The sequence below is a fragment of the Marinobacterium aestuariivivens genome (assembly GCF_042661465.1).
Classification (GTDB): domain Bacteria; phylum Pseudomonadota; class Gammaproteobacteria; order Pseudomonadales; family Balneatricaceae; genus Marinobacterium_A; species Marinobacterium_A aestuariivivens.
In genome coordinates, this window is the sequence record NZ_JBHSWE010000001.1 from 1,042,727 (window position 1) to 1,065,677 (window position 22,951).

The 22,951-nt window shown below is 63.5% G+C and carries 16 protein-coding genes and 6 pseudogenes; 10 read left to right on the forward strand and 12 right to left on the reverse strand.

The window, feature by feature from the left end; genetic code table 11:
* Window positions 1-26: 26 nt before the first annotated feature.
* From cmk to gyrA, 6 genes and pseudogenes are all read right to left on the reverse strand, one after another.
* Entirely contained in the window at window positions 27-725 is a 699-nt protein-coding gene (gene cmk / locus ACFQDL_RS05465; protein ID WP_379908151.1) for a (d)CMP kinase, read from the reverse strand.
* Window positions 725-2,938, reverse strand: coding sequence for a bifunctional prephenate dehydrogenase/3-phosphoshikimate 1-carboxyvinyltransferase (locus ACFQDL_RS05470; RefSeq protein ID WP_379908152.1), 2,214 nt, complete (start codon window positions 2,936-2,938; stop codon window positions 725-727). Before ACFQDL_RS05470 ends, cmk begins: the two co-directional genes overlap by 1 nt.
* Window positions 2,935-4,038 (reverse strand): histidinol-phosphate transaminase, encoded by a 1,104-nt coding sequence (gene hisC / locus ACFQDL_RS05475; RefSeq protein ID WP_379908153.1) that lies wholly within the window; start codon window positions 4,036-4,038, stop codon window positions 2,935-2,937. The genes ACFQDL_RS05470 and hisC overlap by 4 nt, the downstream gene beginning before the upstream one ends.
* A 107-nt stretch (window positions 4,039-4,145) precedes the next feature.
* Window positions 4,146-5,247: pseudogene (pheA, locus tag ACFQDL_RS05480) on the reverse strand (prephenate dehydratase).
* Window positions 5,248-5,397: 150 nt separating this feature from the next.
* A pseudogene (gene serC / locus ACFQDL_RS05485) lies at window positions 5,398-6,478 on the reverse strand (3-phosphoserine/phosphohydroxythreonine transaminase).
* A gap of 90 nt (window positions 6,479-6,568) precedes the next feature.
* Window positions 6,569-9,203: pseudogene (gene gyrA / locus ACFQDL_RS05490) on the reverse strand (DNA gyrase subunit A).
* A 179-nt stretch (window positions 9,204-9,382) separates the two neighbouring features.
* On the opposite strand from gyrA, the gene ubiG reads away from it, so the two are divergent.
* The 4 genes and pseudogenes from ubiG to ACFQDL_RS05510 all read left to right on the forward strand — a co-directional run bounded on the left by ubiG (window position 9,383) and on the right by ACFQDL_RS05510 (window position 11,716).
* A complete protein-coding gene (ubiG, locus tag ACFQDL_RS05495) occupies window positions 9,383-10,099 on the forward strand; it encodes a bifunctional 2-polyprenyl-6-hydroxyphenol methylase/3-demethylubiquinol 3-O-methyltransferase UbiG (RefSeq protein ID WP_379908154.1) in 717 nt (238 codons plus the stop codon).
* A 1-nt stretch (window position 10,100) separates the two neighbouring features.
* Window positions 10,101-10,778 (forward strand): HAD-IA family hydrolase, encoded by a 678-nt coding sequence (locus ACFQDL_RS05500; protein ID WP_379908155.1) that lies wholly within the window; start codon window positions 10,101-10,103, stop codon window positions 10,776-10,778.
* Between the two features lie 29 nt (window positions 10,779-10,807).
* Entirely contained in the window at window positions 10,808-10,945 is a 138-nt protein-coding gene (locus ACFQDL_RS05505; protein WP_379908156.1) for a hypothetical protein, read from the forward strand.
* Between the two features lie 31 nt (window positions 10,946-10,976).
* Window positions 10,977-11,716 (forward strand): annotated as a pseudogene (locus ACFQDL_RS05510) (YciK family oxidoreductase).
* 116 nt (window positions 11,717-11,832) lie between these two features.
* On the opposite strand, the gene rluB reads toward ACFQDL_RS05510, so the two are convergent.
* The 4 genes from rluB to ACFQDL_RS05530 all read right to left on the reverse strand — a co-directional run bounded on the left by rluB (window position 11,833) and on the right by ACFQDL_RS05530 (window position 14,931).
* A complete protein-coding gene (gene rluB, locus ACFQDL_RS05515) occupies window positions 11,833-12,681 on the reverse strand; it encodes a 23S rRNA pseudouridine(2605) synthase RluB (protein ID WP_379908157.1) in 849 nt (282 codons plus the stop codon).
* 171 nt (window positions 12,682-12,852) lie between these two features.
* Entirely contained in the window at window positions 12,853-13,248 is a 396-nt protein-coding gene (locus ACFQDL_RS05520; protein ID WP_379908158.1) for an H-NS histone family protein, read from the reverse strand.
* A 165-nt stretch (window positions 13,249-13,413) separates the two neighbouring features.
* Window positions 13,414-14,034, reverse strand: a complete 621-nt coding sequence (locus ACFQDL_RS05525; RefSeq protein ID WP_379908159.1) for an L-threonylcarbamoyladenylate synthase — start codon at window positions 14,032-14,034, stop codon at window positions 13,414-13,416.
* Between the two features lie 60 nt (window positions 14,035-14,094).
* Complete coding sequence (locus ACFQDL_RS05530) at window positions 14,095-14,931, reverse strand: PHP domain-containing protein (RefSeq protein WP_379908160.1); 837 nt, start codon at window positions 14,929-14,931, stop codon at window positions 14,095-14,097.
* 132 nt (window positions 14,932-15,063) lie between these two features.
* Here ACFQDL_RS05530 and ACFQDL_RS05535 point away from each other — a divergent pair.
* The 3 genes and pseudogenes from ACFQDL_RS05535 to ACFQDL_RS05545 all read left to right on the forward strand — a co-directional run bounded on the left by ACFQDL_RS05535 (window position 15,064) and on the right by ACFQDL_RS05545 (window position 16,740).
* A pseudogene (locus tag ACFQDL_RS05535) lies at window positions 15,064-15,605 on the forward strand (septation protein A).
* A gap of 32 nt (window positions 15,606-15,637) precedes the next feature.
* Window positions 15,638-15,937, forward strand: coding sequence for a YciI family protein (locus tag ACFQDL_RS05540; protein ID WP_379908161.1), 300 nt, complete (start codon window positions 15,638-15,640; stop codon window positions 15,935-15,937).
* A 191-nt stretch (window positions 15,938-16,128) separates the two neighbouring features.
* Window positions 16,129-16,740 carry an OmpA family protein gene (locus ACFQDL_RS05545; RefSeq protein WP_379908162.1) on the forward strand — a complete coding sequence of 204 codons (612 nt, stop codon included), beginning with the start codon at window positions 16,129-16,131 and terminating at the stop codon, window positions 16,738-16,740.
* A gap of 126 nt (window positions 16,741-16,866) precedes the next feature.
* On the opposite strand, the pseudogene purL reads toward ACFQDL_RS05545, so the two are convergent.
* Window positions 16,867-20,768 (reverse strand): annotated as a pseudogene (gene purL, locus ACFQDL_RS05550) (phosphoribosylformylglycinamidine synthase).
* Between the two features lie 112 nt (window positions 20,769-20,880).
* On the opposite strand from purL, the gene ACFQDL_RS05555 reads away from it, so the two are divergent.
* The 3 genes from ACFQDL_RS05555 (at window position 20,881) to ACFQDL_RS05565 (ending at window position 22,346) form a co-directional block, all read left to right on the forward strand.
* Window positions 20,881-21,324 carry a transporter substrate-binding domain-containing protein gene (locus tag ACFQDL_RS05555; RefSeq protein ID WP_379908163.1) on the forward strand — a complete coding sequence of 148 codons (444 nt, stop codon included), beginning with the start codon at window positions 20,881-20,883 and terminating at the stop codon, window positions 21,322-21,324.
* Window positions 21,325-21,570: 246 nt separating this feature from the next.
* Window positions 21,571-22,074 carry a transglycosylase SLT domain-containing protein gene (locus ACFQDL_RS05560; RefSeq protein WP_379908164.1) on the forward strand — a complete coding sequence of 168 codons (504 nt, stop codon included), beginning with the start codon at window positions 21,571-21,573 and terminating at the stop codon, window positions 22,072-22,074.
* A 38-nt stretch (window positions 22,075-22,112) separates the two neighbouring features.
* Window positions 22,113-22,346: a hypothetical protein gene (locus ACFQDL_RS05565; protein WP_379908165.1), complete on the forward strand. Its 234-nt coding sequence runs from the start codon at window positions 22,113-22,115 to the stop codon at window positions 22,344-22,346.
* On the opposite strand, the gene tadA is transcribed toward ACFQDL_RS05565, so the two are convergent.
* Window positions 22,341-22,859, reverse strand: coding sequence for a tRNA adenosine(34) deaminase TadA (gene tadA / locus ACFQDL_RS05570; protein WP_379908166.1), 519 nt, complete (start codon window positions 22,857-22,859; stop codon window positions 22,341-22,343). The genes ACFQDL_RS05565 and tadA overlap by 6 nt on opposite strands.
* Between the last annotated feature and the right edge of the window lie 92 nt (window positions 22,860-22,951).

Below are 22,951 nucleotides of genomic sequence, written 5' to 3' on the forward strand. Positions count from 1 at the left end.
AATGCACCACCCTCGCCATGGGGACCCTACCAGGTCAACCCCTTGTGCCTTGCCTGTTCCAGTACCACGCTCAGAACCTCGTCGATCGTCATCGAGGTGGAGTCCAGAATCACCGCATCCGCCGCGGGCTTCAGGGGGGCCACCGGTCGCTTCATATCACGGTCGTCACGTGCCTGAATATCAACCAATATCGCTTCAAGGCTAGCACCGACCCCCTTATTTATCAACTGCTTATAACGGCGCTGAGCACGTTCTTCCGCGCTGGCATCGAGGTATATCTTCAACTCGGCAGCGGGAAACACCACCGTGCCCATGTCGCGGCCATCGGCGATCAGCCCCGGCGCCTCGCGAAACGCCCGCTGGCGCTCGAGCAGCGCCTCGCGCACCGCCCCGCTGGCGGCGACCTTCGAGGCGGCGTTGCCGATCTCCTCGGTACGGATCGCCTGGGTCACCTCCTCCCCTTCGAGGAAGATCTGCACCTCCTCGTCCTCCCCGCGGGCGGTAAAGCGCACATCCAGGTGCGCGGCCAGCACGACCAGCGCCTCCTCGTCATCGAGCGCCACACCGTGGTGGTGAGCCGCCAGCGCCGTCAGCCGGTAAAGAGCGCCGCTGTCGAGCAGATGCCACCCCAGCTGCCGCGCCAGTAGCCGACAGATGGTGCCTTTTCCCGATCCGCTGGGCCCGTCGACACTGATTACCGGCACCGGCTTGTCTTTTGCGGCCATCAGCCTTCCTCCTTACGTATTCTGATCCCCGCCCGGCGGGCGAGGGCTACAAACTCGGGGAACGATGCCGCCACGGCGGCACAGTCCCCTATGCGAATTTCATCTTCGGCACGCAACGCGGCCACCGCCAGCGCCATTGCGACCCGGGTATCGCCGCCACTCTCGAAGTCGCCGCCGCCGAGGCGTCCGCCACGAATGCGGGCACCTTCGTCATCGAGCCGGGCATCGATGCCCAGCGCCACCAGCGTGGTCACCATGGCGCGGAGCCGCTCTGTCACCTTGGCGGCACGCCCGCCCACCGCCGGGACAAGGGTCTCGCCGCTGGCGCAGGCGGCCGCCACCATCAGCAATGGGCACTCGTCGAAAGCCGTCGGCACCAGATCCGCCGGTACCCGGACGCCGCTCAGCGGCCGGTAGCGCACGCGGATATCGGCCACGGGCTCGGCACCCACGTTACCGGCATTGAGCAACTCGATATCGGCGCCCATCAGCCTCAGGATATCGACGATGCCCCGGCGGGTCGGATTGACGCCGACATGCTCGAGTAGAATCTCCGAGCCCGGCGCAATCGCGGCCGCCGTCATGAAAACCGCCGCCAGCGAGATATCCCCCGGCACCGACAGTCGCGACGCCTGCAGCGAGGCCCCCGGCACGACTTCGACGCAGCCGTTCCCCGTGCGGACCTCGCAACCGAGTCCCCGCAGCATGCGCTCGGTGTGATCCCTTGTCTGCGAGGGTTCCAGCACCCGGGTATCCCCGTCGGCATAGAGCCCCGCCAGCAGGATCGCCGACTTGACCTGGGCGCTGGGCGACGGGAGGCGGTGTTCGATACCCTGCAGCCGCTGCCCCCCGCGAATGCGCAGTGGCGGCAGACCGCCGGCGCCGCTGTCGATACAGGCGCCCATCTGTCGCAACGGTTCGATCACCGCCATCATCGAGCGCTTCGAGAGCGTCGCGTCGCCGATCAGCTCCGAATCGAACGGCTGGGCCGTCAGCAATCCCGCCAGCAGCCGCATCGAGGTCCCCGAGCTGCCAAGATAGAGAGGCCCCGGCGGCGAGTGCAGGCCCCAAAGCCCCACCCCGTAGATCTTCACCGCCCCCTGGTGCGGCCCCTCGATCACCACGCCCATGTCACGGAACGCCTGCAGGCTGGCGAGACTGTCCTCGCTTTCGAGAAAGCCCTCGATCTCGGTCACCCCTTCGGCCAGGGAGCCGAGCATGATCGCCCGGTGCGAGATGGATCGGTCGCCCGGCAGGCGCAACCGGCCGGACAGCGCGCCGCCCGGCTGCGCCCTGAAGGTTACAGGACCGGTATTCTGTTGCTGTGAATAGGCGGACGCGGAAAGAATGCGGCTGAAGTGATCCCGGGAGGCCTTGGCGCGGGTGAAGATCCCGAGCATGGCCTGACTGTCGCCGCTGGCGATCGCCTGACGCAGCTTTTCGACGCCTGCCGCGAAACGGTCAATCTGCCCGAGTATGGCATCGCGGTTGGCCAGACAGATGTCGTGCCACATGGTCGGATCCGAGGCGGCAATGCGGGTAAAGTCGCGAAAGCCGCCGGCCGCGTAACGGAAGATATCGGTGCTCTGGGCTTCCGCCGCCAGTGTATCCACCAGCGAAAACGCCAGCATGTGGGGCAGATGGCTGGTCGCCGCCAGCACCTCGTCGTGGCGCCCCACTTCCATCTGCAGCACTTCGGCGCCGGTCGACTGCCACATGCGCGCCACCGCCAGCGTCGCCGCGGCGGAACTGGTTTCGGTCGGGGTCAGGATCACCTTGTGGCGCTCGAACAGCCGGGCATCGGCGGCCGCCACGCCGCTCTTCTCGGAGCCCGCGATCGGGTGCCCCGGGACGAAGGTCGGCGGCAGCTCTCCGAAAATGCTCCGCGCCGCCGCGACCACATTGTTCTTGGTGCTGCCGACATCGGTCAGCAGCGTCTCGGGACGCAGTGCAGGCCGTATCTCGCAGAGCACCGCATCGGTGGCCTTGACCGGGACCGCCAGCACCACCAGATCGGCGCTGCGCACCGCCTCGCACAGGTCGCTGGCGGCCTCGTCGATCACGCCCAGCGCCAGCCCGGCTTCTAGCTCTTCGGCATTGCGGTCGTAGCCGACCACGGTCTGGCAGTAGCGGCGCTGTCGCAACGCCTTGGCCAGAGAACCTCCGATCAGGCCGAGACCGATCACCAGTACACGCTTGATGCTGCTCCTCACGCCGACAGAACCTCGGCCAGTCCCTGCAGACAGCGGGCGTTTTCGACGTCCAGCCCGATGCTGACACGCAGGTGGTTCGGCATCCGGTAGTTGCCCACCGGGCGCAGGATAATGCCAAGCTGCAGCAGCTGCTGATAGAGCGGCCCGGCCGGGCGGCCGAGGTCGACGCAGATAAAGTTGCCGACCGATGGAATGTAGTCGAGACCGAGACCGCGAAAACCCTGCTCCAGCTGCGCCATGCCTGCGCTGTTGGTGGCAATCGTGCGGGCCAGGTAGTCGTGATCCTCCAGTACCGCCTCGGCCGCCGCCAGCGAGGGGCCGGCGACGTTGAACGGCTGACGCACGCGGTTCAGCAGGTCGGTGATGACAGGGTCGGCAGCCGCATAGCCGCAGCGCAGGCCCGCCAGGCCCCAGGCCTTGGAGAAGGTGCGGGTCACCACCAGGTTGGGATAACGCGCCAGCAACGCCAGCCCGTCGGGAAAACCGGGCGCCTGCACATACTCGGTGTAGGCCTCGTCCAGCACCACGATCACCGACGCGGGAACGGCATCGAGAAAGGCCGTCAGCTCGGTTTCGCTGAGCCAGGTGCCGGTGGGGTTGTTGGGGTTGGCGATAAAGATCAGCCGGGTGCGCTCGGTGATCGCCGCCTGCATCGCCGCCAGGTCGTGACCCCAGTTCCGCGCCGGCGTCACGACGGCGGTCGCCCCGCTGGCCTGGGTGACGATGGGGTAGACCAGGAAGGCATATTCGGAATAGATGACTTCGTCGCCGGGACGAATGAAGGCTCGCGCCAGCAGCTCCAGCACATCGTTGGAACCGTTGCCCAGTGTCAGCTGCTCGGGCGCCAGGCCATGGACCCGCTGCAGCGCCGTCTTCAGTCGGTAGCCGCTGGCATCGGGATAGAGGTGCAGACTGCCGAGCGCCTGTTGCGCCGCCGCCAGTGCCACCGGACTCGGCCCCAGCGGGTTTTCGTTGCTGGCAAGCTTGACCACCTGACGCAGGCCGAGCTCGCGCTCCAGCTCATCGGCGGGCTTGCCCGGTACGTAGGGCTGCAGCCCCTGAACGCCAGGCGTAGCCAGGCTGATAAAATCACAATCCATATTGACGACTCCGATACTTCAGCCGCTTTAACCGGACCATACGGCCGTCGCCGTTGCGTCGGTCCCATGGCCCGGACGGGAAATCAGCCCCTGACGGGGCTCCGGTTCTACAGCACCGCCTGCGGGTAGGAACCAAGCAGCTTCAGCTCGACCGACTCCGTCTCCAGCGCCCTGAGCACGTCCTGAACCTGGGGCTCGGAGATATGGCCTTCGAAATCAATATAGAACACCGTATTCCAGGGCCCGGACAGGGTCCGGGTTTCAATACGGGTCAGGCTGATATCCCGCAGCCGGAAAGGCGCCAGCAGGTCGTAGAGCGCCCCCGGCTTGTCGTGGGTGCAGACCAGGATGGAGGTCTTGTCCTGACCACTGGGCCCGACCTCCTGCCGGCCGAGAATCAGGAAACGGTTGCTGCTCTCGGCCTGGTCCTCGATGTTGCGCACCGCGACCTGCAGCGGATAGAGCTCGATTGCCAGTTCGCTGCCGATCGCCGCGCCGAGACCGACATCGACATCGCTGGAGGCCTGCCGCGCCGCCTCGGCGTTGGTGCCCACGGTGATACGCTCCACCGACGGGTAGTGGGCATCGAGCCAGCGCCGGCACTGCGCCAGCGCCTGCTGGGTGGCATAGATACGGCTGACGTGATTGCGATCGCCCCCGGGGGCATCAGCAGATGGTGATGGATTTTCAGCTCCACCTCGCCAACGATCGACAGCTGGAAGCGGCCGAACAGGTCCAGGGTGTGGTTGACCATGCCTTCGCTGGAATTCTCGATCGGCACCACGCCGTAGTGGGCGGTGCCGGCCTCGACCTCGCGAAACACCTCGTCGAGGGTACCCAGGGCGCCGTGATGGCCGAAAGGCCGAAATGCTTGACTGCGGCCTGCTGGGTGAAGGTGCCTTCGGGGCCCAGGAAGGCGATGCGCATCGGCTGTTCCAGCGCCAGGCAGACGGACATGATCTCGCGGAACAGCCGCGCCACATCCGGCGCGGGCAACGGACCGGCATTGCGCTCCATCACACGCCGCAACACCTGGGCTTCGCGCTCGGGACGATAGAACACCGCATCGGCATTACCCTGGTATTTCTGCTTGACTTCCGCCACCTGCTGCGCGCAGGCCGCGCGCTGGTTCAGCAGGGTCTGGATCTGCTGATCGATCCGGTCGATCTGATCGCGCAGTATCCGCAGCTCCTTTTCCTGGTCACTCATCACTATGCCGCTCTTTTTTGTTCATCGCACCTTGCAGGTATCGGTGCTACGCCAACCCGGCACCTTGTCGCCGACCATGCAGGGTGCCGGTGACGCGCAGCGAACCGCACCGCAACGGCTGCACCGCCGGTTTCGGTGCGCACCGGATCTTCAGCCATTATCCTTCTCAAAATCGCGCATAAAGTCGATCAGCACATCCACCGCCGCTTCGGACACGGCATTGTAGAGGCTGGCGCGCATGCCGCCAACCGAGCGATGCCCCTGCAGGTTCAGCAGCCCCGCCGCCTCGGTCTGCTCCAGGAAGAGACCGTCGAGCCGGCTGTCGGCCAGCGTGAAGGGAATGTTCATCCAGGAGCGGCTGCCCGGCTCGATCGGGTTGGCATAGAAACCGCTGCGGTCGATGAAACCATAGAGCTTCTCGGCCTTGCGGCGGTTGACCGCCTCCATGGCCTCGACGCCGCCCTGGCGCTTGAGCCACTGGAACACCAGACCGGCAAGATACCAGCCGAAGGTCGGCGGCGTATTGTTCATCGAGTCCGCATCGGCATGGACCTTGTAATCGAACATCGTCGGCGTGCCCGCGGCCGCCGTGCCGAGCAGGTCCTCGCGCACGATGACCACGGTCAGACCGGCGGGACCGATGTTCTTCTGGGCACCGGCGTAGATCAGCCCGAAGCGGCCGACATCGCAGGGACGCGACAGGATGTTCGAGGACATGTCCGCCACCAGCGGCACCGCGCCGCTGTCGGGCACGTAGCCGAACTCGACACCGCCGATGGTTTCGTTGGGCGTGTAGTGCAGATACGCCGCCTGCGGGTCCAGTTCGAGCTCCTCCTGCGCCGGAGCGCGGGAGAAATTGCTGTCCTCGCTGCTCGCCACGACGCGCACCTCGCCGTAACGGCGGGCCTCCGCGATCGCCTTCTTCGACCAGATGCCGGTATTGATGTAATCGGCACGCCCTGGCACCCAGCAGATTCAACGGCACCATCGAAAACTGGCTGGTGGCGCCGCCCTGCAGGAACAGCACGCGGTAGTTGTCCGGGATACCCAGGAGATCCCGCAGATCCCGGGTCGCCTGCTCGGCGACCGAAACGAAGGCATCGCTGCGGTGGCTCATCTCCATGATCGAGAGCCCCTGGCCATGCCAGTCCAGCATCTCGTCACGGGCCTGCTGTAGAACCTCTTCCGGCAGCGCCGCCGGACCTGCACTGAAATTGAATTTGCGGCTCATTTTCTCGTTCGAACTCGACACTGTTTAGCGAAAACTGTAACCGGGAAGTCGCCGGCCACGCCGGCGGCTCCCGCTGTCAGCCGGGGCGGATCACTCCGCGTTGTCGTCACCGTCGGCCGCCGGTTCCGGCGACGCTTCCGCCGCGGCCGGCACTTCGCCGTCCTCGGCCGTTTCGTCCCCGTCCGGCAGCTCGACCTCTTCCGGCTCCTCGATGCGCGCCAGGCCGACCAGGGTTTCGTCTTCGGCGACCCGGATCAGCATCACGCCCTGGGTATTGCGGCTCAGCTCCGAGATCTCCTCGGTACGGGTCCGCACCAGCGTACCGCGGTTGCTGATCAGCATGACGTCGTCGCCCTCGAATACCTGCACAGCCCCGGCCAGACGGCCGTTGCGATCAGTGCACTGCATCGCGATAACGCCCTGGCCGCCACGGCCCTTGATCGGGAAGTCGTCGATCGGCGTCTTCTTGCCGTAACCGCGTTCGGAAGCGGTCAGCACCTTGCCGCCCTCCAGCGGAATGATCAGCGAGATCACGGCGGCATCGCCCGCCATGCGAATACCGCGTACGCCGCGAGCCGTACGGCCCATGGCACGTACCGGGCTTCGTCGAAACGCATTGCCTTGCCGGCACTGGTCACCAGCAGCACATCATCGTCGCCGCTGGTGATGGCGGCACCGATCAGGGTATCCCCTTCATCCAGTCCCAGCGCGATCAGGCCGCTGGTACGCGGGCGGGAGAAGCTGTCGAGCGGCGTCTTCTTCACGGTGCCGTTGGCGGTGGCCATGAAGACGAAACGGTCTTCGCGGTACTCGTTCACCGGCAGGATGGTGGTGATGCGCTCATCCGCTTCGAGCGGCAGTATGTTGACGATCGGCCGCCCGCGGGAGGTGCGACTGGCCTGCGGGATCTCGAACACCCGCAGCCAGTAGACCTTGCCGCGGCTGGTGAAGCAGAGAATGGTGTCGTGGGTGTTGGCGACCAGCAGATGCTCGATGAAATCCTCGTCCTTCATCGACGTCGCCGACTTGCCGCGACCGCCGCGACGCTGCGCCTGGTAGTCGGCCAGCGGCTGGGTCTTGGCATAGCCGCCGTGGGAGATGGTGACCACCATGTCCTCTTCGGTGATGAGGTCGGCCACGGTCAGGTCGCGACGCGACGCGGTGATCTCGGTGCGGCGTTCGTCGCCATACTCCTCGAGGATCGCCTCGAGTTCTTCCCGGATCACTTCCATCAGGCGGGCATGGGAGCCCAGGATCTTCAGCAGTTCCGCGATTTTTTCCAGCAGCTCGCGGTACTCGGCAATCAGTTTCTCGTGCTCGAGGCCGGTCAGACGGTGCAGGCGCAGATCGAGAATCGCCTGCGCCTGGACAGGCGACAGATGATACTGGCCGTTGCGCAGACCGTACTGTTCTTCCAGGCCTTCGGGGCGGCAGGCATCCTCGCCGGCACGCTCGAGCATCTGCAGCACATCGCCCGGCGCCCAGCCACGCGCGACCAGCGCCTCCTTTGCCTCGGCCGGCGTCGGCGAGGTCTTGATCAGCTCGATGACCGGGTCGATATTGGCCAGCGCAACGGTCAGACCCTCGAGGATATGACCGCGTTCGCGCGCCTTGCGCAGCAGGTACACGGTACGTCGGGTCACCACTTCGCGGCGATGACGGATGAAGTTCTCGAGCAGCGCCTTGAGATCCAGCGTCTTCGGCTGACCGTCGACCAGCGCCACGACGTTGATGCCGAAAACGCTTTCCATCTGGGTCTGGGCGAAGAGATTGTTGACCACCACATCGGGCACCTCGCCGCGGCGCAGTTCGATCACGATGCGCATGCCGTCCTTGTCGGACTCGTCACGCAGTTCGGAGATCCCCTCGAGGCGCTTCTCCTTGACCAGGTCGGCGATCTTCTCGATCAGCCGCGCCTTGTTGAGCTGGTAGGGGATCTCGGTGACGATGATCGCATGGCGATGGGTCTTCGGATCCTCTTCGATATGGTGCCGGCACGAACATAGATACGGCCACGACCGGTGCGGTAGGCCTCGAGGATCCCGGCGCGACCATTGATGATGCCCCCGGTCGGGAAGTCCGGCCCCGGAATGAACTCCATCAGCTCATCGACGCTCAGCTGGCTGTTGTCGATCAGCGCGATACAGCCCCGCACCACTTCCGAGAGGTTGTGCGGCGGGATATTGGTCGCCATGCCCACGGCGATACCGGAAGAGCCATTGATCAGCAGGTTCGGAACCCGGGTCGGCAGGACGTCCGGAATCTGCTCGGTACCGTCGTAGTTGGGCACGTAATCGACGGTTTCCTTGTCCAGATCGGCCAGCAGCTCGTGGGCGATCTTGGCCATGCGGATCTCGGTGTAACGCATCGCCGCCGCGGAGTCGCCATCGACCGAGCCGAAGTTGCCCTGGCCGTCGACCAGCGGATAACGCAGCGAAAAGTCCTGGGCCAGGCGTACGATGGTGTCGTAAACCGCGCTGTCGCCGTGCGGGTGGTATTTACCGATGACATCACCCACGATACGGGCGGACTTCTTGTACGGTTTGTTCCAGTCGTTGCCCAGTTCGCTCATCGCGAACAGCACCCGGCGATGCACCGGCTTGAGCCCGTCACGCACATCCGGCAGCGCCCGGCCGACGATGACGCTCATGGCATAATCAAGGTACGACTGCTTGAGCTCGTCCTCGATATTGACTGGCAGAATCTCTTTGGCTAGATCACCCATTCGTCTCAGCTTTCCTTAGATCCGGTCTGCTCGTAGAGCCGGTATCCCCGGCAGTTTTAACCGACCGAGTATACCACAAAGCAGGGTAAAGACTCCCTATAAAAGAAGGCGTTAACATCGATGACGAGGCGATGATAGAATGACCGGCACCCTTATATACCCCGGCAGCAGCTACCTCCATGACCGATTCGCAGAACCTCAATATCGACCCGGACGAGATCGCCAAATTCGAAGAGCTGGCCAGCCGCTGGTGGGACCGCAACAGCGAATTCAAGCCGCTGCACGACATCAACCCGCTGCGGGTCGGCTATATCGACCGCATCGCCTCGCTGGCGGGCAAGAAGGTGCTGGACGTCGGCTGCGGCGGCGGCATCCTGTCCGAGTCCATGACCCAGCGCGGCGCCACCGTCAGCGGTATCGACATGGGCGAAGCACCACTGAAGGTCGCGAAACTGCACAGCCTCGAGAGCGGCCTCACCATCGACTACCGCCAGGTCACGGTCGAGCAGCTGGCACAGGAAAGCCCGGAAAGCTTCGATGTCGTCACCTGCATGGAGATGCTCGAGCATGTGCCGGACCCGGCCTCCATCGTGCGCGCCTGCGCGCGGCTGACCCGGCCAGGCGGCAAGCTGTTCTTCTCGACCCTGAACAAGAATCCGAAAAGCTACCTGTTCGCGATCGTCGGCGCCGAAAGGCTGCTCAAGCTGGTCCCCAGGGGCACTCATGATTTCAACAAGTTCATCCGCCCGTCACAGCTCGGCGGCTGGGTCCGGGCCGCAGGCCTGCGGCTCGACGACATCACCGGCCTGGTCTACAACCCGCTGACCAGAAGCTACCGGCTCGACCCGAAGGATGTCGACGTCAACTACATGCTCGCCGCCACCAGGCCACAGTGACATGACCCAGCCCCTGGACGCCGTACTGTTCGATCTCGACGGCACGCTGCTCGATACCGCGCCCGACTTCATCTGGGTCATCAACCGCCTGCTGCAACAGGAAGGGCGACCAGCGATGGAGTTCGCCCAGCTGCGCGAACAGGTATCCAACGGCGCCAGCGCCATGATCGGCACAGCCTTCGGCCTGCCCGAGACCGATCCGGCGTTTTCCCGATTGCGACAGCGCTTTCTCGACATCTACGGCGACCACCTGGCCATCGAAACACGCCCCTTCAGCGGCGTCACCGAGTTGCTGGACTGGCTCGACGCGCTGGCCCTGCCCTGGGGCATCGTGACCAACAAGCCGGAACTTTATACCCGGGGCCTGCTGCAGAAACTCGATCTCGAAAGGCGCGCCGGCAGCATCGTCTGCCCGGAGCAGGTACGCGAGCGCAAGCCACACCCGGAATCGCTCTGGCTGGCCTGCCGCGAACTGGACAGCCACCCGGAACGCTGCCTCTATATCGGCGACCACGTCCGCGACATCGAAGCCGGCCGCAATGCCGGCATGACCACGATCGCAGCCCTCTATGGCTACATCGCCCCCGGTGACGACCCGACCCTCTGGCGCAGCGACCACAGTGTCGACAGCGCCGAGGCCATTAAACCGCTGCTACAATCCCTTTATAGCCTGGTCTGACCGAGGCCCACAGTTTGCAAGGAAACGCCATGTTCGACTACAGCGCACCGGAACACCTGCTACAAGACCGCATCATCCTGGTCACCGGAGCGCAGGGTTGCGATCACGGTATCGGCCGCGCGGCGGCCAATAAGCCGCTGCTACAATCCCTTTATAGCCTGGCCTGACCTAGGCCCACCCAGTTTGCAAGGAAACGCCATGTTCGACTACAGCGCACCGGAACACCTGCTACAAGACCGCATCATCCTGGTCACCGGAGCGGGCGACGGCATCGGTCGCGCGGCGGCCAAAGCCTATGCAGCCCATGGCGCGACCGTCATCCTGGTCGGCCGCACCCTGGATAAGCTCGAAAAGGTCTACGACGAAATCGAAGCCGCAGGCCACCCGCAGCCGGCCATCGTGCCCCTGAACCTCGAAAGCGCCACCGAACACGACTACCAGGAGCTGGCCAACACCCTGGAGCAGGAATTCGGCCGCCTCGACGGCCTGCTGCACAACGCCGGCCTGCTCGGCCTGCGCACGCCGATCGAATCCTACGACCCCGTGGTCTGGAACCAGGTCATGCAGGTCAACGTCACGGCCGCCTTCATGCTGACCCAGGCACTGCTGCCACTGCTGGGAGAGTCGGAGGATGCCTCGGTGATCTTCACCAGCTCCAGCGTTGGCCGCAAGGGCCGCGCTTTCTGGGGGCCTACAGTGTGTCCAAATTCGCCACCGAAGGGCTGGCACAGATCCTCGCGGATGAACTGGAGAATACCACCCGGATCCGCATCAACTGCATCAACCCGGGCGCAACCCGCACCCAGATGCGCGCCAATGCCTACCCGGCCGAAGACCCGAGCACCAACCCGGCACCGGAAGAGATCTTGCCGCTATACCTCTATCTGATGGGGCCCGACAGCAAGGACACCAACGGCCAGTCGCTGGATGCGCAGTAAAAGGCAAAAAAGACACCTTCCGGTGCCTTTTTTGCCTTTTCGTAGGAGTGGCGCCCCCGCCGCGAATGTAATCGGCGCCCACCTCGTTCGCTGCGAGGCGCCGCTCCCACACCCCGTCACGCTTTTGGCTTATGCCGCGGTCCTTCCTCGCGGCGGCTGCGCTGACGCTTGTAGCGGCGCTGCAGCACCTCCTTTTCACTGGACTTGAGCCGCGTCGGCTTTTTCTCCTGCAGCCCCAGCATCTTGCCGAGCCCGGCAACTTCCTTGACGGTCAGCTCCTTCCAGGTACCGACCGGCACGTCGCTGGGCAGGAACAACGGCCCGTATCGCACGCGCTTGAGCCGGCTGACCTGCACGCCCTGCGACTCCCAGAGACGACGAACTTCACGGTTGCGCCCTTCCATGACGACACAGTGGAACCATTTGTTGGCCCCCTCGCCATCGAAGAACTGCACATCGGTAAAGCGAGCCATGCCGTCTTCGAGCAACACGCCCTCCTTGAGACGCTCGATCATCGGCTCGTCGACATTCCCGAGCACCCGCACGGCATACTCGCGGTCGATCTGCGCCGACGGATGCATCATCGCATTCGCCAGTTCGCCATCGGTGGTAAACAGCAACAGCCCGGTCGTATTGATATCCAGACGACCGATGGCGATCCAGCGCCCCTGACTCAACGGTGGCAGGTGATCGAACACCGTCTTGCGACCTTCCGGGTCGTGACGGGTCGATATTTCGCCCAGAGGTTTGTTGTAAATCAGCACCCGGCGCTGACTTTCACGCTCGAACACCAGCTTCACCGGCCGGCCGTCGAGCGTCACCCGGGCATCGGGCCCGATGCGATCGCCCAGCCCCGCCGGGTTTCCGTCGATGCTGAACCTGCCTTCTTCTATCCAACGCTCCATCTCACGACGTGAGCCCAAACCGGAGCGCGCCAACACTTTTTGCAGCTTTTCATCTGACATTAGACGCTTCCTGATAAAGTTACGCGTTACGCGCTGGTGACGCGCTACGCGTAACCCGTCACCAAAAATGCCGCTCCTGCGCATCCATGCGCCCGCGGCATACCGTACATCCTGTACATAAAAAAGCCCCCGGGCGGACCCCGGAGAGCTTCGTCGAATCATAGCACGAAGTTACTTGATCCGCGTATCTTCCTTGGTGACGCCGTGCTTCTCGAAATACTCCTTGAATACCACGGGCGTACGGCCGCGACCGGACCACTCGTGCGTCTCGCCATTTTCATCCGTGATGCGATATTTGGCTTCGACCTTGCGCTTGCTGCCTTCGCCTTCCTTAATCGCCTTGAGGTCATCGAGGCCAATTCCGGCCTCCTCCATATGCTTGCGAATTTCTTCAATCTTCGCCAATCGCTGCTGCTCCGCCACCTGACGCTCGGCCTCTTCCGCACGACGCTCCTCGAGAATTTCGTTCAGATCGGCAAGTGCCTTTTCAACGTCGGAAACGGACAGCTCCTGACATTGCTTGCGCAGCGAGTTTTTACGGGTAAGGACTTTCACAAAATCTGACATTGTCGTCGGGCGCTCTTAATTGGATGGAAGTGATAATGCAATTATCGTTATAAATAATACATTTTCAAGGAAGAACATCATTTTTAAAACGACCGCGACAAACTGTCGCAGACAAGCCACAAAGCGATACCCGGGGATTAGCCTTAACCGGAACGAAATGACGACTCATTCAAAGTCGTCGGCTGGCGCTGCGCCATAGCGAATGACCTCGGGCACACCCTCTACCAGATTAACCACCGTGGTCGCCTCCATCCCGCAATAGCCGCCGTCGATGACCAGGTCGACACTATGCTGCAAAAGGTCACGTATCTCATAAGGGTCGGTCAGAGGCTGGTCATCGCCGGGCAGTATAAGGGAGGTACTCATAATGGGCTCTCCGAGCGCCGCCATCAGCTCCAGCGCGATGGGGTTATCCGGTATGCGGATACCGATGGTGCGCCTCTTGGGATGCATCAATCGTCTCGGAACCTCGGAGGTGGCATTCAGTATGAAGGTATAGGCACCGGGCGTATGGGCCTTTATCAGCCGATAGCACTGATTATCCATCTTCGCATAGGTGCCGATCTCGCTGAGATCCTTGCAGACCAGCGTAAAGTTGTGCCTGTCATCAAGCTGACGAATACGCTGAATGCGCTCCATTGCCCGTTTGTCGCCCAAATGGCAGCCGAGCGCATAGGCGCAGTCAGTGGGATAAACCACCACGCCGCCCTTGTTGATAATTTCAACGGCCTGATTGATCAGCCGCTTCTGCGGGTTTTCCGGGTGGATCTGAAAAAACTGACTCACTTTTAACCTGCCCTGTCGTCGACGCTCGATATAGCAGGCAGTGTAGCCGAGGAAGGGCCCCTAAAGAAGCAACTCGAGCACATGCCCCTCGTCGGAGGCAAGCGGCATAAAGCGCCCCAACTCGACCCAGACCTGCTCCGGGCGGTGAAAATCACTGCCGGCCGAGAGCCTTAATTTCAGCTGGCGTGCAACTTTCTGCAATTCACGCTGGTGTTCGGGCTTGACGCCGGAATAACTGACCTCGACCGCCACCCCTCCCGCATCGGCAAACTCGGACAGCAGCGTTCTCAGCCGCGTAAAGGTCAGGCGGTACTTGGTGGGATGAGCCAGCACCGAAACTCCGCCCGTCTGATGCAACAATTCCAGCGCCTCTTTCATCGTCGGCCAGGGCATTTTGACGTCCCCGATCTTGCCCGGACCGAGGTAACGCTTGAATGCCTGCTGCTCGCTTTCACAGACATTGGCCGCCACCAGGGCGGCGGCGAAGTGCGGCCGCCCCACCTGACCGCCGGCCGATCGCTCCAGCACCGCGGGCAGCAGATCGGGCAGATTGCGCTGCTGCAGTTTTTGGGCAATGCGCTGCGCGCGCTCGAAGCGCAGCGCATCCAGCCGGCGCAGATAGTCCTGCAGCGCGGCCGCCTTCCAGTCAAAGCCAAGCCCCACCAGATGGACCACCTGACGCCCCCAGGAAGCGGTCAGCTCGACCCCGGTCAGCAACCGGACACCTTCGGCCGCGGCACTGTCGAACGCCTCGTCGAGGCCGCCGACGGTATCGTGATCGGTGATGGCCAGCACTTCCACCCCCACCCCCGCCGCACGCCGGACCAGCTCGGTCGGCGCCAGGGCTCCGTCCGACGCGGTGGTATGACAATGCAGATCGTACTTCGGTAATGGCATCCCAGGATCCGGTTCAAAAAAGAATGGCAATCCCGGCCAGGCTGTACCCCGGGGCGCAGCAGACCAGAGATTCGTTGAGACTTGTTCGGAGGCTCCTTTATACTGAGGGTCCACCCAGTAGACATCAAGCCCATGAAACTGTTACTCGATTTTCTCCCCGTTATCATTTTCTTCATCGTCTACAAGGCGACGGACAATATCATACTGGCCACGGCCGTGCTGGTCCCGGCCACCCTGCTGCAGATGCTGTACACCTGGGTTCGGACCCATCGCATCGAGAAAATGCAACTGGTCACCCTGGTACTGGTCGTCGCGCTCGGCGGCGCCACCGTGCTGTTCCAGGACAAGACATTCATTCAATGGAAGCCCACCGTCGTTAACTGGCTGTTCGGCATAGCCTTTCTTGGCAGCCAGTTTATCGGCAGCAAGCCCATCGTCCAGCGGCTTATGGAAGCCAACCTGTCACTGCCCGATTATGCTTGGCGCAAGCTCAATTTCGCCTGGGTGGTGTTTTTCTGGTCATGGGCATCCTCAATCTGGTGGTCGCCTACAACCTGAGCGAGGAAGCCTGGGTAAATTTCAAGCTGTTTGGCATGCTGGGACTGACCCTGATCTTCATCCTGGCCCAGGGCCTCTACATGTCCCGCCACATTCAAAGCGATTCCCGGGAATAATAGAAAATCCGGAAACAGGGAGAAACTGTAACATGTATTACGCAATCATGGCCGAAGACAGGGCCAACAGTCTGGAAAAACGCCTCCAGGCCCGCCCGGACCACCTGGCCCGGCTGGAGCAGCTTAAATCCCAAGGACGCCTGCTCGCGGCCGGCCCGCACCCGGCCATCGACAGTGAAGATCCGGGTCCCGCCGGCTTCAGCGGCAGCCTGGTCATCGCCGAATTCGCGTCACTCGACGATGCACGCCGCTGGGCCGATGAAGACCCCTACATAAAAGCCGGCGTTTACGAAAGAGTGGTCGTTAAACCTTACAAAAAAGTTTTACCCTGAGCCCCAAAACGGTATGTTAGTCGGTGGTCGATTTGATGTAATCTAGCCGGCAGCTGACTGCAGCTATCAAACACCTCTGGATACCACGGACTGGTGACGGTTACATTCAATCGTCGTTAAGGAACCGTGGGAGAAAATTTGAGCTATTTTTATAGACTGATCCCCCCACAACAGGCACAAGGAATCTCACGATGAAAAAGTTTGCTCTCTCCGCCGGTGTCGCCCTGGCCATGACGCTGTCTGCCGTGGCGCAGGCGCACCCGACCAACCAGGGCTACGTAGAAGACTCCAGCGCGACCATCTGGCGCAACAGCTTCGGCGAATGCTGGCACACAGGCTTCTGGACCGAAGCCGATGCCAAGGTTGAAGGCTGCGACGGCTACCAGGCCATGGCAGCCGCGCCGGCAGAACCCGCTCCCGCCCCGGCCGAACCGATGATGGTAAGCGCGGACAAGAAATTCAGCCTCTTCTTTGACTTTGACAGCGCCAAAGTCGAAGAAGACATCAGCGCCATCGTCAACCACATCGGCTCCCTGGCCGTGCTGAACAACGTTGACCTGGTCGGCAACGCCGACTTCATCGGCAACGCCGACTACAACATGCGCCTTGGCCAGCGTCGTGCCGAAGCCGTTGCCGCCGAACTGCGCGACGCCGGCGTCGATGGCAGCAAGATCACCGTCAGCTCCATGGGTGAATCCGCTCCGGTCGCCAGCTGCTCAGGCCGCGGTGCCGCTCTGATCGCCTGCCTGCGCGCCGACCGCCGCGTCGACGTCATGATCTCCGGCGAAGCGAAAGAGATGTAAGCACAAAGCGCTACGAAAAAAGCCGACCTCCGGGTCGGCTTTTTTGTTGCTGACTGTTAGCTTGAAGCTTGAAGCTTGAAGCTTGAAGCGACAGGCTACGCCGACGGCGTCACCTGTCGCGCTTTCTTACCCCACCCAGACCCGGGCGTTGCGGAACATGCGCATCCAGGCACCGTCTTCCTGCCACTCGTCCGGTGCCCAGGAGTTCTGCACCGCACGGAACACCCGCTCCGGATGCGGCATCATGATGGTGACGCGACCGTCCGGCGTGGTAACACCGGTGATACCCGCCGGCGAGCCGTTGGGGTTGGCCGGATAGCGCTCGGTTGCCTGGCCGCAATTATCCACATAGCGCAGTGCCACCTTGCCAGCCCCCTGCAGACCGATCAGGTGCGACTCGTCACGGAATTCGGCACGCCCCTCGCCGTGAGCGATGGCGATCGGCATCCGCGATCCCTGCATGCCCTGCAGCAGGATCGAAGCGCTCTGCTGCACCTCGACCATCGCCACCCGCGCCTCGAACTGCTCCGACAGGTTGCGCACGAAGTGCGGCCAGAGCTCGGCACCCGGAATCAGCTCGTGCAGGTTCGACAGCATCTGACAGCCGTTGCAGACACCGAGGGCGAAGGTATCGGTACGATTGAAGTAGGCCTCGAACTGCTCCCGCGCAATGGCGTTGAACAGGATCGATTTGGCCCAGCCTTCCCCGGCCCCCAGGACATCACCGTAGGAGAAGCCGCCACAGGCGACCAGCCCCTTGAACTCCTCGAGCGTGCGACGGCCGGCGATAATATCGCTCATGTGCACGTCGACCGCCGCGAAGCCGGCACGATCGAACGCAGCGGCCATCTCGACCTGGCCATTGACACCCTGCTCGCGCAGCACGGCAATCCGCGGCTTCACCCCGGTATTGATGAAAGGCGCCGCGACATCTTCGTTGATATCGTAGGTCAGTTCGGCGTGCAGGCCCGGATCCTCGCGATCCAGCAGCGCATCGAACTCCTGCCGTGCGCAGTCCGAATTGTCGCGCAGCGCCTGGATGCGATAGGAAGTTTCCGCCCAGCAGCGCTGCAGTTCGCCGCGGGAGGCGCTGTAAACCTCCTCGTCGTCGAAGTAGATGCACAGCCGATCGTCCGGATTCAGTGCGCCGACCACCTTGGCGATGTCGCCGAGGCCCGCCGCATTCAGTTCCGTCAGCACCTGCTCGGTATTTTCACGGGCGACCTGGATGACCGCCCCCAGCTCCTCGGCAAAGAGCGCCGCCGCCAGTTCGCTGTCGTCCTGGGCCAGCAGATCGAGATTCAGATCGACGCCGGTATGACCGGCAAAGGCCATTTCGGCCACCGTTGTCAGCAGGCCGCCGTCGGCACGGTCGTGATAGGCCAGCAGCAGCCCCTGCTCGTTGAGCTCCTGGATCGCCGCAAAGAAGGCCGCCAGCTGCCCGGCATCGTCGACATCGGGCACGTCCCGGCCCACCTCGTTATAGACCTGCGCCAGTGCCGACAGCCCCAGGCGGTTCTGGCCATTGCCAAGATCCAGCAGGATCAGGTCGCTCTCGCCGCGGTCGGTGCGCAGCTGCGGTGTCAGTGTCTTGCGTGCGTCCAGCACCGGCGCGAAGCCCGAGATGATCAGCGACAGCGGTGCCGTGACGCTCTTCTGCTCGCCGTTGTCGTCCCAGACCGTGCGCATCGACATCGAGTCCTTGCCCACCGGAATGGTAATGCCGAGCTCGGGGCAGAGCTCCATGCCGACCGCACGCACGGTGTCGTACAGTTTCTCGTCCTCCCCGGATGACCGGCGGCACACATCCAGTTGGCCGACAGCCGCACCTCGGCGATATCGCCGATACGTGCCGCTGCCAGGTTGGTCAGGGTTTCGCCGATCGCCATGCGACCGGAAGCCGGCGCATCGACCAGTGCCAGCGGTGTACGCTCGCCCATCGCCATCGCCTCACCCGCGTGGGTATCGTAGGCGGCGGTGGTGACGGCACAGTCGGCGACGGGTACCTGCCAGGGGCCGACCATCTGGTCGCGCGCCACCTGACCGGTAATGGAGCGGTCGCCGATGGTGATCAGGAAGGACTTGGACGCCACCGCCGGCAGGCGCAACACCCGCTCGATGGCATCGGCCAGCTCGATACGGGCGGTATCAAAGGCCGGCACCTCGTAGGCGATACGCTCGACACTGCGGTGCATCTTCGGCGGCTTGCCGAACAGCACGCTCATCGGCAGGTCGACCGGTTTGTTCTGGAAGTGGCTGTCGCCGAGGGTCAGGTGGTGCTCTTCGGTCGCCTCGCCGACGACGGCGTAGGGGCAGCGTTCGCGCGCGCAGATCGCTTCGAAACGCGCCATGTCCGCCGGCAGAACCGCCAGTACATAGCGCTCCTGGGCTTCGTTGCACCAGATCGCCAGCGGCGTCATGCCCGGCTCGTCATTATTGACGTTGCGCAGCTCGAAGTCGCCGCCACGCCCGCCATCCTTCACCAGCTCCGGGAAGGCATTGGACAGGCCGCCGGCCCCGACATCGTGAACGAAGGCGATCGGGTTGGCGTCGCCGAGCTGCCAGCACTGGTCGATGACCTCCTGACAACGGCGCTCCAGCTCCGGGTTGTCGCGCTGTACCGAGGCAAAATCGAGATCCTCGGTCGAGGTACCGGAGGACATCGACGATGCCGCACCGCCACCGAGACCTATCTGCATGGCCGGGCCGCCGAGACAGATCAGCTTGGCGCCGACCTCGATCTCGCCCTTCTCGACATGCCCGCCACGGATATTGCCCATGCCGCCGGCGATCATGATCGGCTTGTGGTAGCCACGCACCTCGTCGCCGGCCGCTCCCGCGACCTGCTGCTCGAAGGTACGGAAGTAACCGGTCAGCGCCGGCCGCCCGAACTCGTTGTTGAACGCCGCGCCGCCGATAGGGCCCTCGATCATGATGTCGAGCGCCGAAACGATGCGATCGGGCTTGCCGTAGTTCGACTCCCAGGGCTGCTCGAAGCCCGGGATCTTCAGGTCGGAGACGGAGAAGCCGGTCAGACCCGCCTTGGGCTTGCCGCCACGGCCGGTGGCGCCCTCGTCGCGGATCTCCCCGCCGGAACCGGTGGCAGCGCCGGAATGGGGCGCGATCGCGGTCGGGTGATTGTGGGTCTCGACCTTCATCAGGATGTGGATATCTTCCTGATGGTAACCGTATTCCCGGGTTTCGGGATCGGGGAAGAAGCGGCCTGCACGGGTGCCGGCCACGACCGCCGCGTTGTCCTTGTACGCCGAGAGGACGTTCTCGCCGCCCTGCTCGTAGGTATTCTTGATCATGCCGAACAGCGACTTCTCCTGCTCGACACCGTCGATATCCCAGCTGGCATTGAAGATCTTGTGACGGCAATGCTCGGAGTTCGCCTGGGCGAACATCATCAGCTCGACATCGGTCGGGTTGCGCCCGAGATCCCCGAAACTCTGCACCAGGTAGTCGATCTCGTCATCGGCCAGCGCCAGACCCAGGGCGCTGTTGGCTTCGACCAGGGCTTCGCGGCCGCCGGCGAGGATGTCGACACGGCTCAGCGGCCTCGGCGACTCCTCGACAAAGAGGCCAGCGGCCTGGTCGACGCTTTCCAGCACCGCTTCCACCATGCGATCGTGCAGCTCGGCCCGAATCGCCTGACGCTGTGCTTGATCCAGCGCTGCGGATGACTGAATATAGTACGCCACGCCGCGCTCCAGGCGCTTGACGCTGTCGAGACCGCAGTTGTGGGCGATATCGGTGGCCTTGGACGACCAGGGCGAAATGGTGCCCGGGCGGGGCACGACCAGCATCAGCTCACCGCTGGGTTCGCCGGCTTCGGCCCTGGGACCGTAGCGGAGAATTCGGTCCAGCACTTCCTGCTGGGCTGCGGTCAGGTCCTGCTTGAGGTCGGCAAAATGCATGAACTCGCCATAGAGCGCAGTGATTGCCGGAACCTTGGATTGCAGTGCGGACAGCAGCTTTTCGTGACGGAATGCAGAAAGAGCAGGCGCTCCACGCAGTACGAGCATGTCGTTCTCGAGCCTCTTTGAAAGTGAGTCTGGACGTACAGGGATGACGAAAGAAAAACAGGCCCCGAATTTTACCCGAAACCGCCCTCCGGATACCAGAAAAGCCCGTACGATGTTGCCGAACCTGCGCCATCGCAAGAACACCCTGGCCCTGCTCGGCCTGCTGGTACTGCTGAGTTTTCCGGCCCTGGTCAGCTACAACAGCAAAAGTCACCTCGAGGTGATCCAGGACCGAGGCGTGCTGCGTCTGGCAACCCTCAACAGCCCCAGCGATTACTATCTCGACAAGGGCGAACCGGCCGGATTCGAATACGAACTGGTCCAGGCCTTCGCCAGCGACCTCGGCGTCCGCCTGGAGCTGCAGCTGTCGACCGGCGTGCCGGAGCTGATGCGCCGGGTGAAGCAGCGCGATGCGCACCTCGCCGCCGCAGGCCTTACCGTAACCCCTGCGCGCGAACGCCTGGTGGCGTTCGGCCCCCGCTACCTCGAAAGCGCCGCCACCCTGATCTATCGTGAAACCCGCGGCCAGCCGCCCCCACCCGTATCGAGGACCTGATCGGCAAACAGATCCGGGTGGTCGCAGGCTCCAGCCACAGCGCCCTGCTGCGCCGCTACCGGCAGGATCATCCGCAGCTGAGCTGGGAGGAGAGCAGCGACCGGGGATCAGCGACCTGCTGGAGCAGGTGCAGAACGCCGAGATCGATTACACGGTCGTCGACAGCATCCGCTTCGACGGCCAGTACAGCTTTTTCCCAGCCTGCGCAAGGCGTTCACGCTGGAAGAGCCCCAGCCGCTGGCCTGGATGCTGCCCCGTCTGCAGGACGGCTCCGTCGGTACGGCACTGGAGCGCTTCTTTGACAAGCCGGAGACGGCACTGCTGATCGCCCGGCTGCAGGCGAAATATTTCGAGCGCAGCAACGAACTCAACTACTTCGACACCCAGACGTTCAAGCGCGATCTGCGGGAACGGCTGCCGCGCTACGAACAGTATTTCTACATGGCGGAGCAGGAAACCGATATAGACTGGACACTGCTGGCCTCGGTCGCCTATCAGGAGTCTCACTGGAATCCCGACGCGGTCTCGCCGACGGGCGTGCGCGGCATCATGATGCTGACCAACGATGCCGCCGCCGAAGTCGGCGTCGATGACCGGACCGACCCGATCGAGAGCATCATCGGCGGTGCCCATTACCTGGTCAGCGTCAAGGCCAAGATACCGGACCGCATTCCGGAGCCCGACCATACCGGCTGGCGCTGGCCGGCTACAATGTCGGCTTCGGCCACCTCGAGGACGCCCGGGTCCTGACACAGCGCGCCGGCAAGAACCCGGACCGCTGGGAGGACGTGCGCGAGCATCTGCCACTGCTGACAAGGGAAAAGTATTACAGCACGGTGCGGCTCGGCTACGCCCGGGGCTACGAGCCCGTGCTCTACGTCAGCAACATCCAGAAATATATCGAGCTGCTGAAATGGGAAAAGCGCCTGGACAGGATTCGCAGCAACCGCAGGAACGGACTTTCCGGCGATCACGGCCTGCCGGACGACCTGCTGCCCGACACCCTGCCGCCGACGCTATGACGCCTCGCCACCCTCGCCGGCCAGGCGCTTGCGTGCCTTCTGCTCGGCGCGCCGACGACGAAAGAAGTCGCTGATCCGCTCGCCGCAGCGCTGCGCCTCAACACCGCCCAGCACCTCGACGCGATAGTTCATCCAGGGCTGCGCCAGCAACTGACCATTGCTCGCCACCGCGCCGGACTTCGGCTCGCGGGCGCCATAGACGAGGCGCCGGATACGGGCATGAACGATGGCCCCGGCACACATGGTGCATGGCTCGATGGTGACATAGAGATCGGCGCCGACCAGGCGATAGTTGCCGACAGTCGCGGCGGCGTCGCGCAACGCCATGATCTCGGCATGGGCGGTCGGGTCCTGCCCGCTGATCGGATGGTTCCAGCCGCGTCCGATGACCCGGCCGCCCAGCACCACGACCGCACCGACCGGCACTTCGCCGGCCGCCTCGGCGTTGTCCGCCAGCGCCAGCGCCTCCCGCATCCAGTAGCGGTCCTGCAGTTGCTGCTCGTGGGTGGTCATGGGGATCGCGGGTTATCCGGGCCACGGGAGTGAGCCAAACGTTGTACCGTTAAAGGTGACGCGTGACGGGTTACGCGATACGCGTAACCCGT

Excerpts from the sequence above, each read along its gene's own strand:
- cmk (WP_379908151.1), bottom strand. The coding sequence starts at position 725 with ATGGCCGCAAAAGACAAGCCGGTGCCGGTAATCAGTGTCGACGGGCCC.
- hisC (WP_379908153.1), bottom strand. The coding sequence starts at position 4,038 with ATGGATTGTGATTTTATCAGCCTGGCTACGCCTGGCGTTCAGGGGCTG.
- ubiG (WP_379908154.1), top strand. The coding sequence starts at position 9,383 with ATGACCGATTCGCAGAACCTCAATATCGACCCGGACGAGATCGCCAAA.
- ACFQDL_RS05500 (WP_379908155.1), top strand. The coding sequence starts at position 10,101 with ATGACCCAGCCCCTGGACGCCGTACTGTTCGATCTCGACGGCACGCTG.
- ACFQDL_RS05505 (WP_379908156.1), top strand. The coding sequence starts at position 10,808 with ATGTTCGACTACAGCGCACCGGAACACCTGCTACAAGACCGCATCATC.
- rluB (WP_379908157.1), bottom strand. The coding sequence starts at position 12,681 with ATGTCAGATGAAAAGCTGCAAAAAGTGTTGGCGCGCTCCGGTTTGGGC.
- ACFQDL_RS05520 (WP_379908158.1), bottom strand. The coding sequence starts at position 13,248 with ATGTCAGATTTTGTGAAAGTCCTTACCCGTAAAAACTCGCTGCGCAAG.
- ACFQDL_RS05530 (WP_379908160.1), bottom strand. The coding sequence starts at position 14,931 with ATGCCATTACCGAAGTACGATCTGCATTGTCATACCACCGCGTCGGAC.
- ACFQDL_RS05540 (WP_379908161.1), top strand. The coding sequence starts at position 15,638 with ATGTATTACGCAATCATGGCCGAAGACAGGGCCAACAGTCTGGAAAAA.
- ACFQDL_RS05545 (WP_379908162.1), top strand. The coding sequence starts at position 16,129 with ATGAAAAAGTTTGCTCTCTCCGCCGGTGTCGCCCTGGCCATGACGCTG.
- ACFQDL_RS05555 (WP_379908163.1), top strand. The coding sequence starts at position 20,881 with ATGTTGCCGAACCTGCGCCATCGCAAGAACACCCTGGCCCTGCTCGGC.
- ACFQDL_RS05560 (WP_379908164.1), top strand. The coding sequence starts at position 21,571 with ATGCTGCCCCGTCTGCAGGACGGCTCCGTCGGTACGGCACTGGAGCGC.
- tadA (WP_379908166.1), bottom strand. The coding sequence starts at position 22,859 with ATGACCACCCACGAGCAGCAACTGCAGGACCGCTACTGGATGCGGGAG.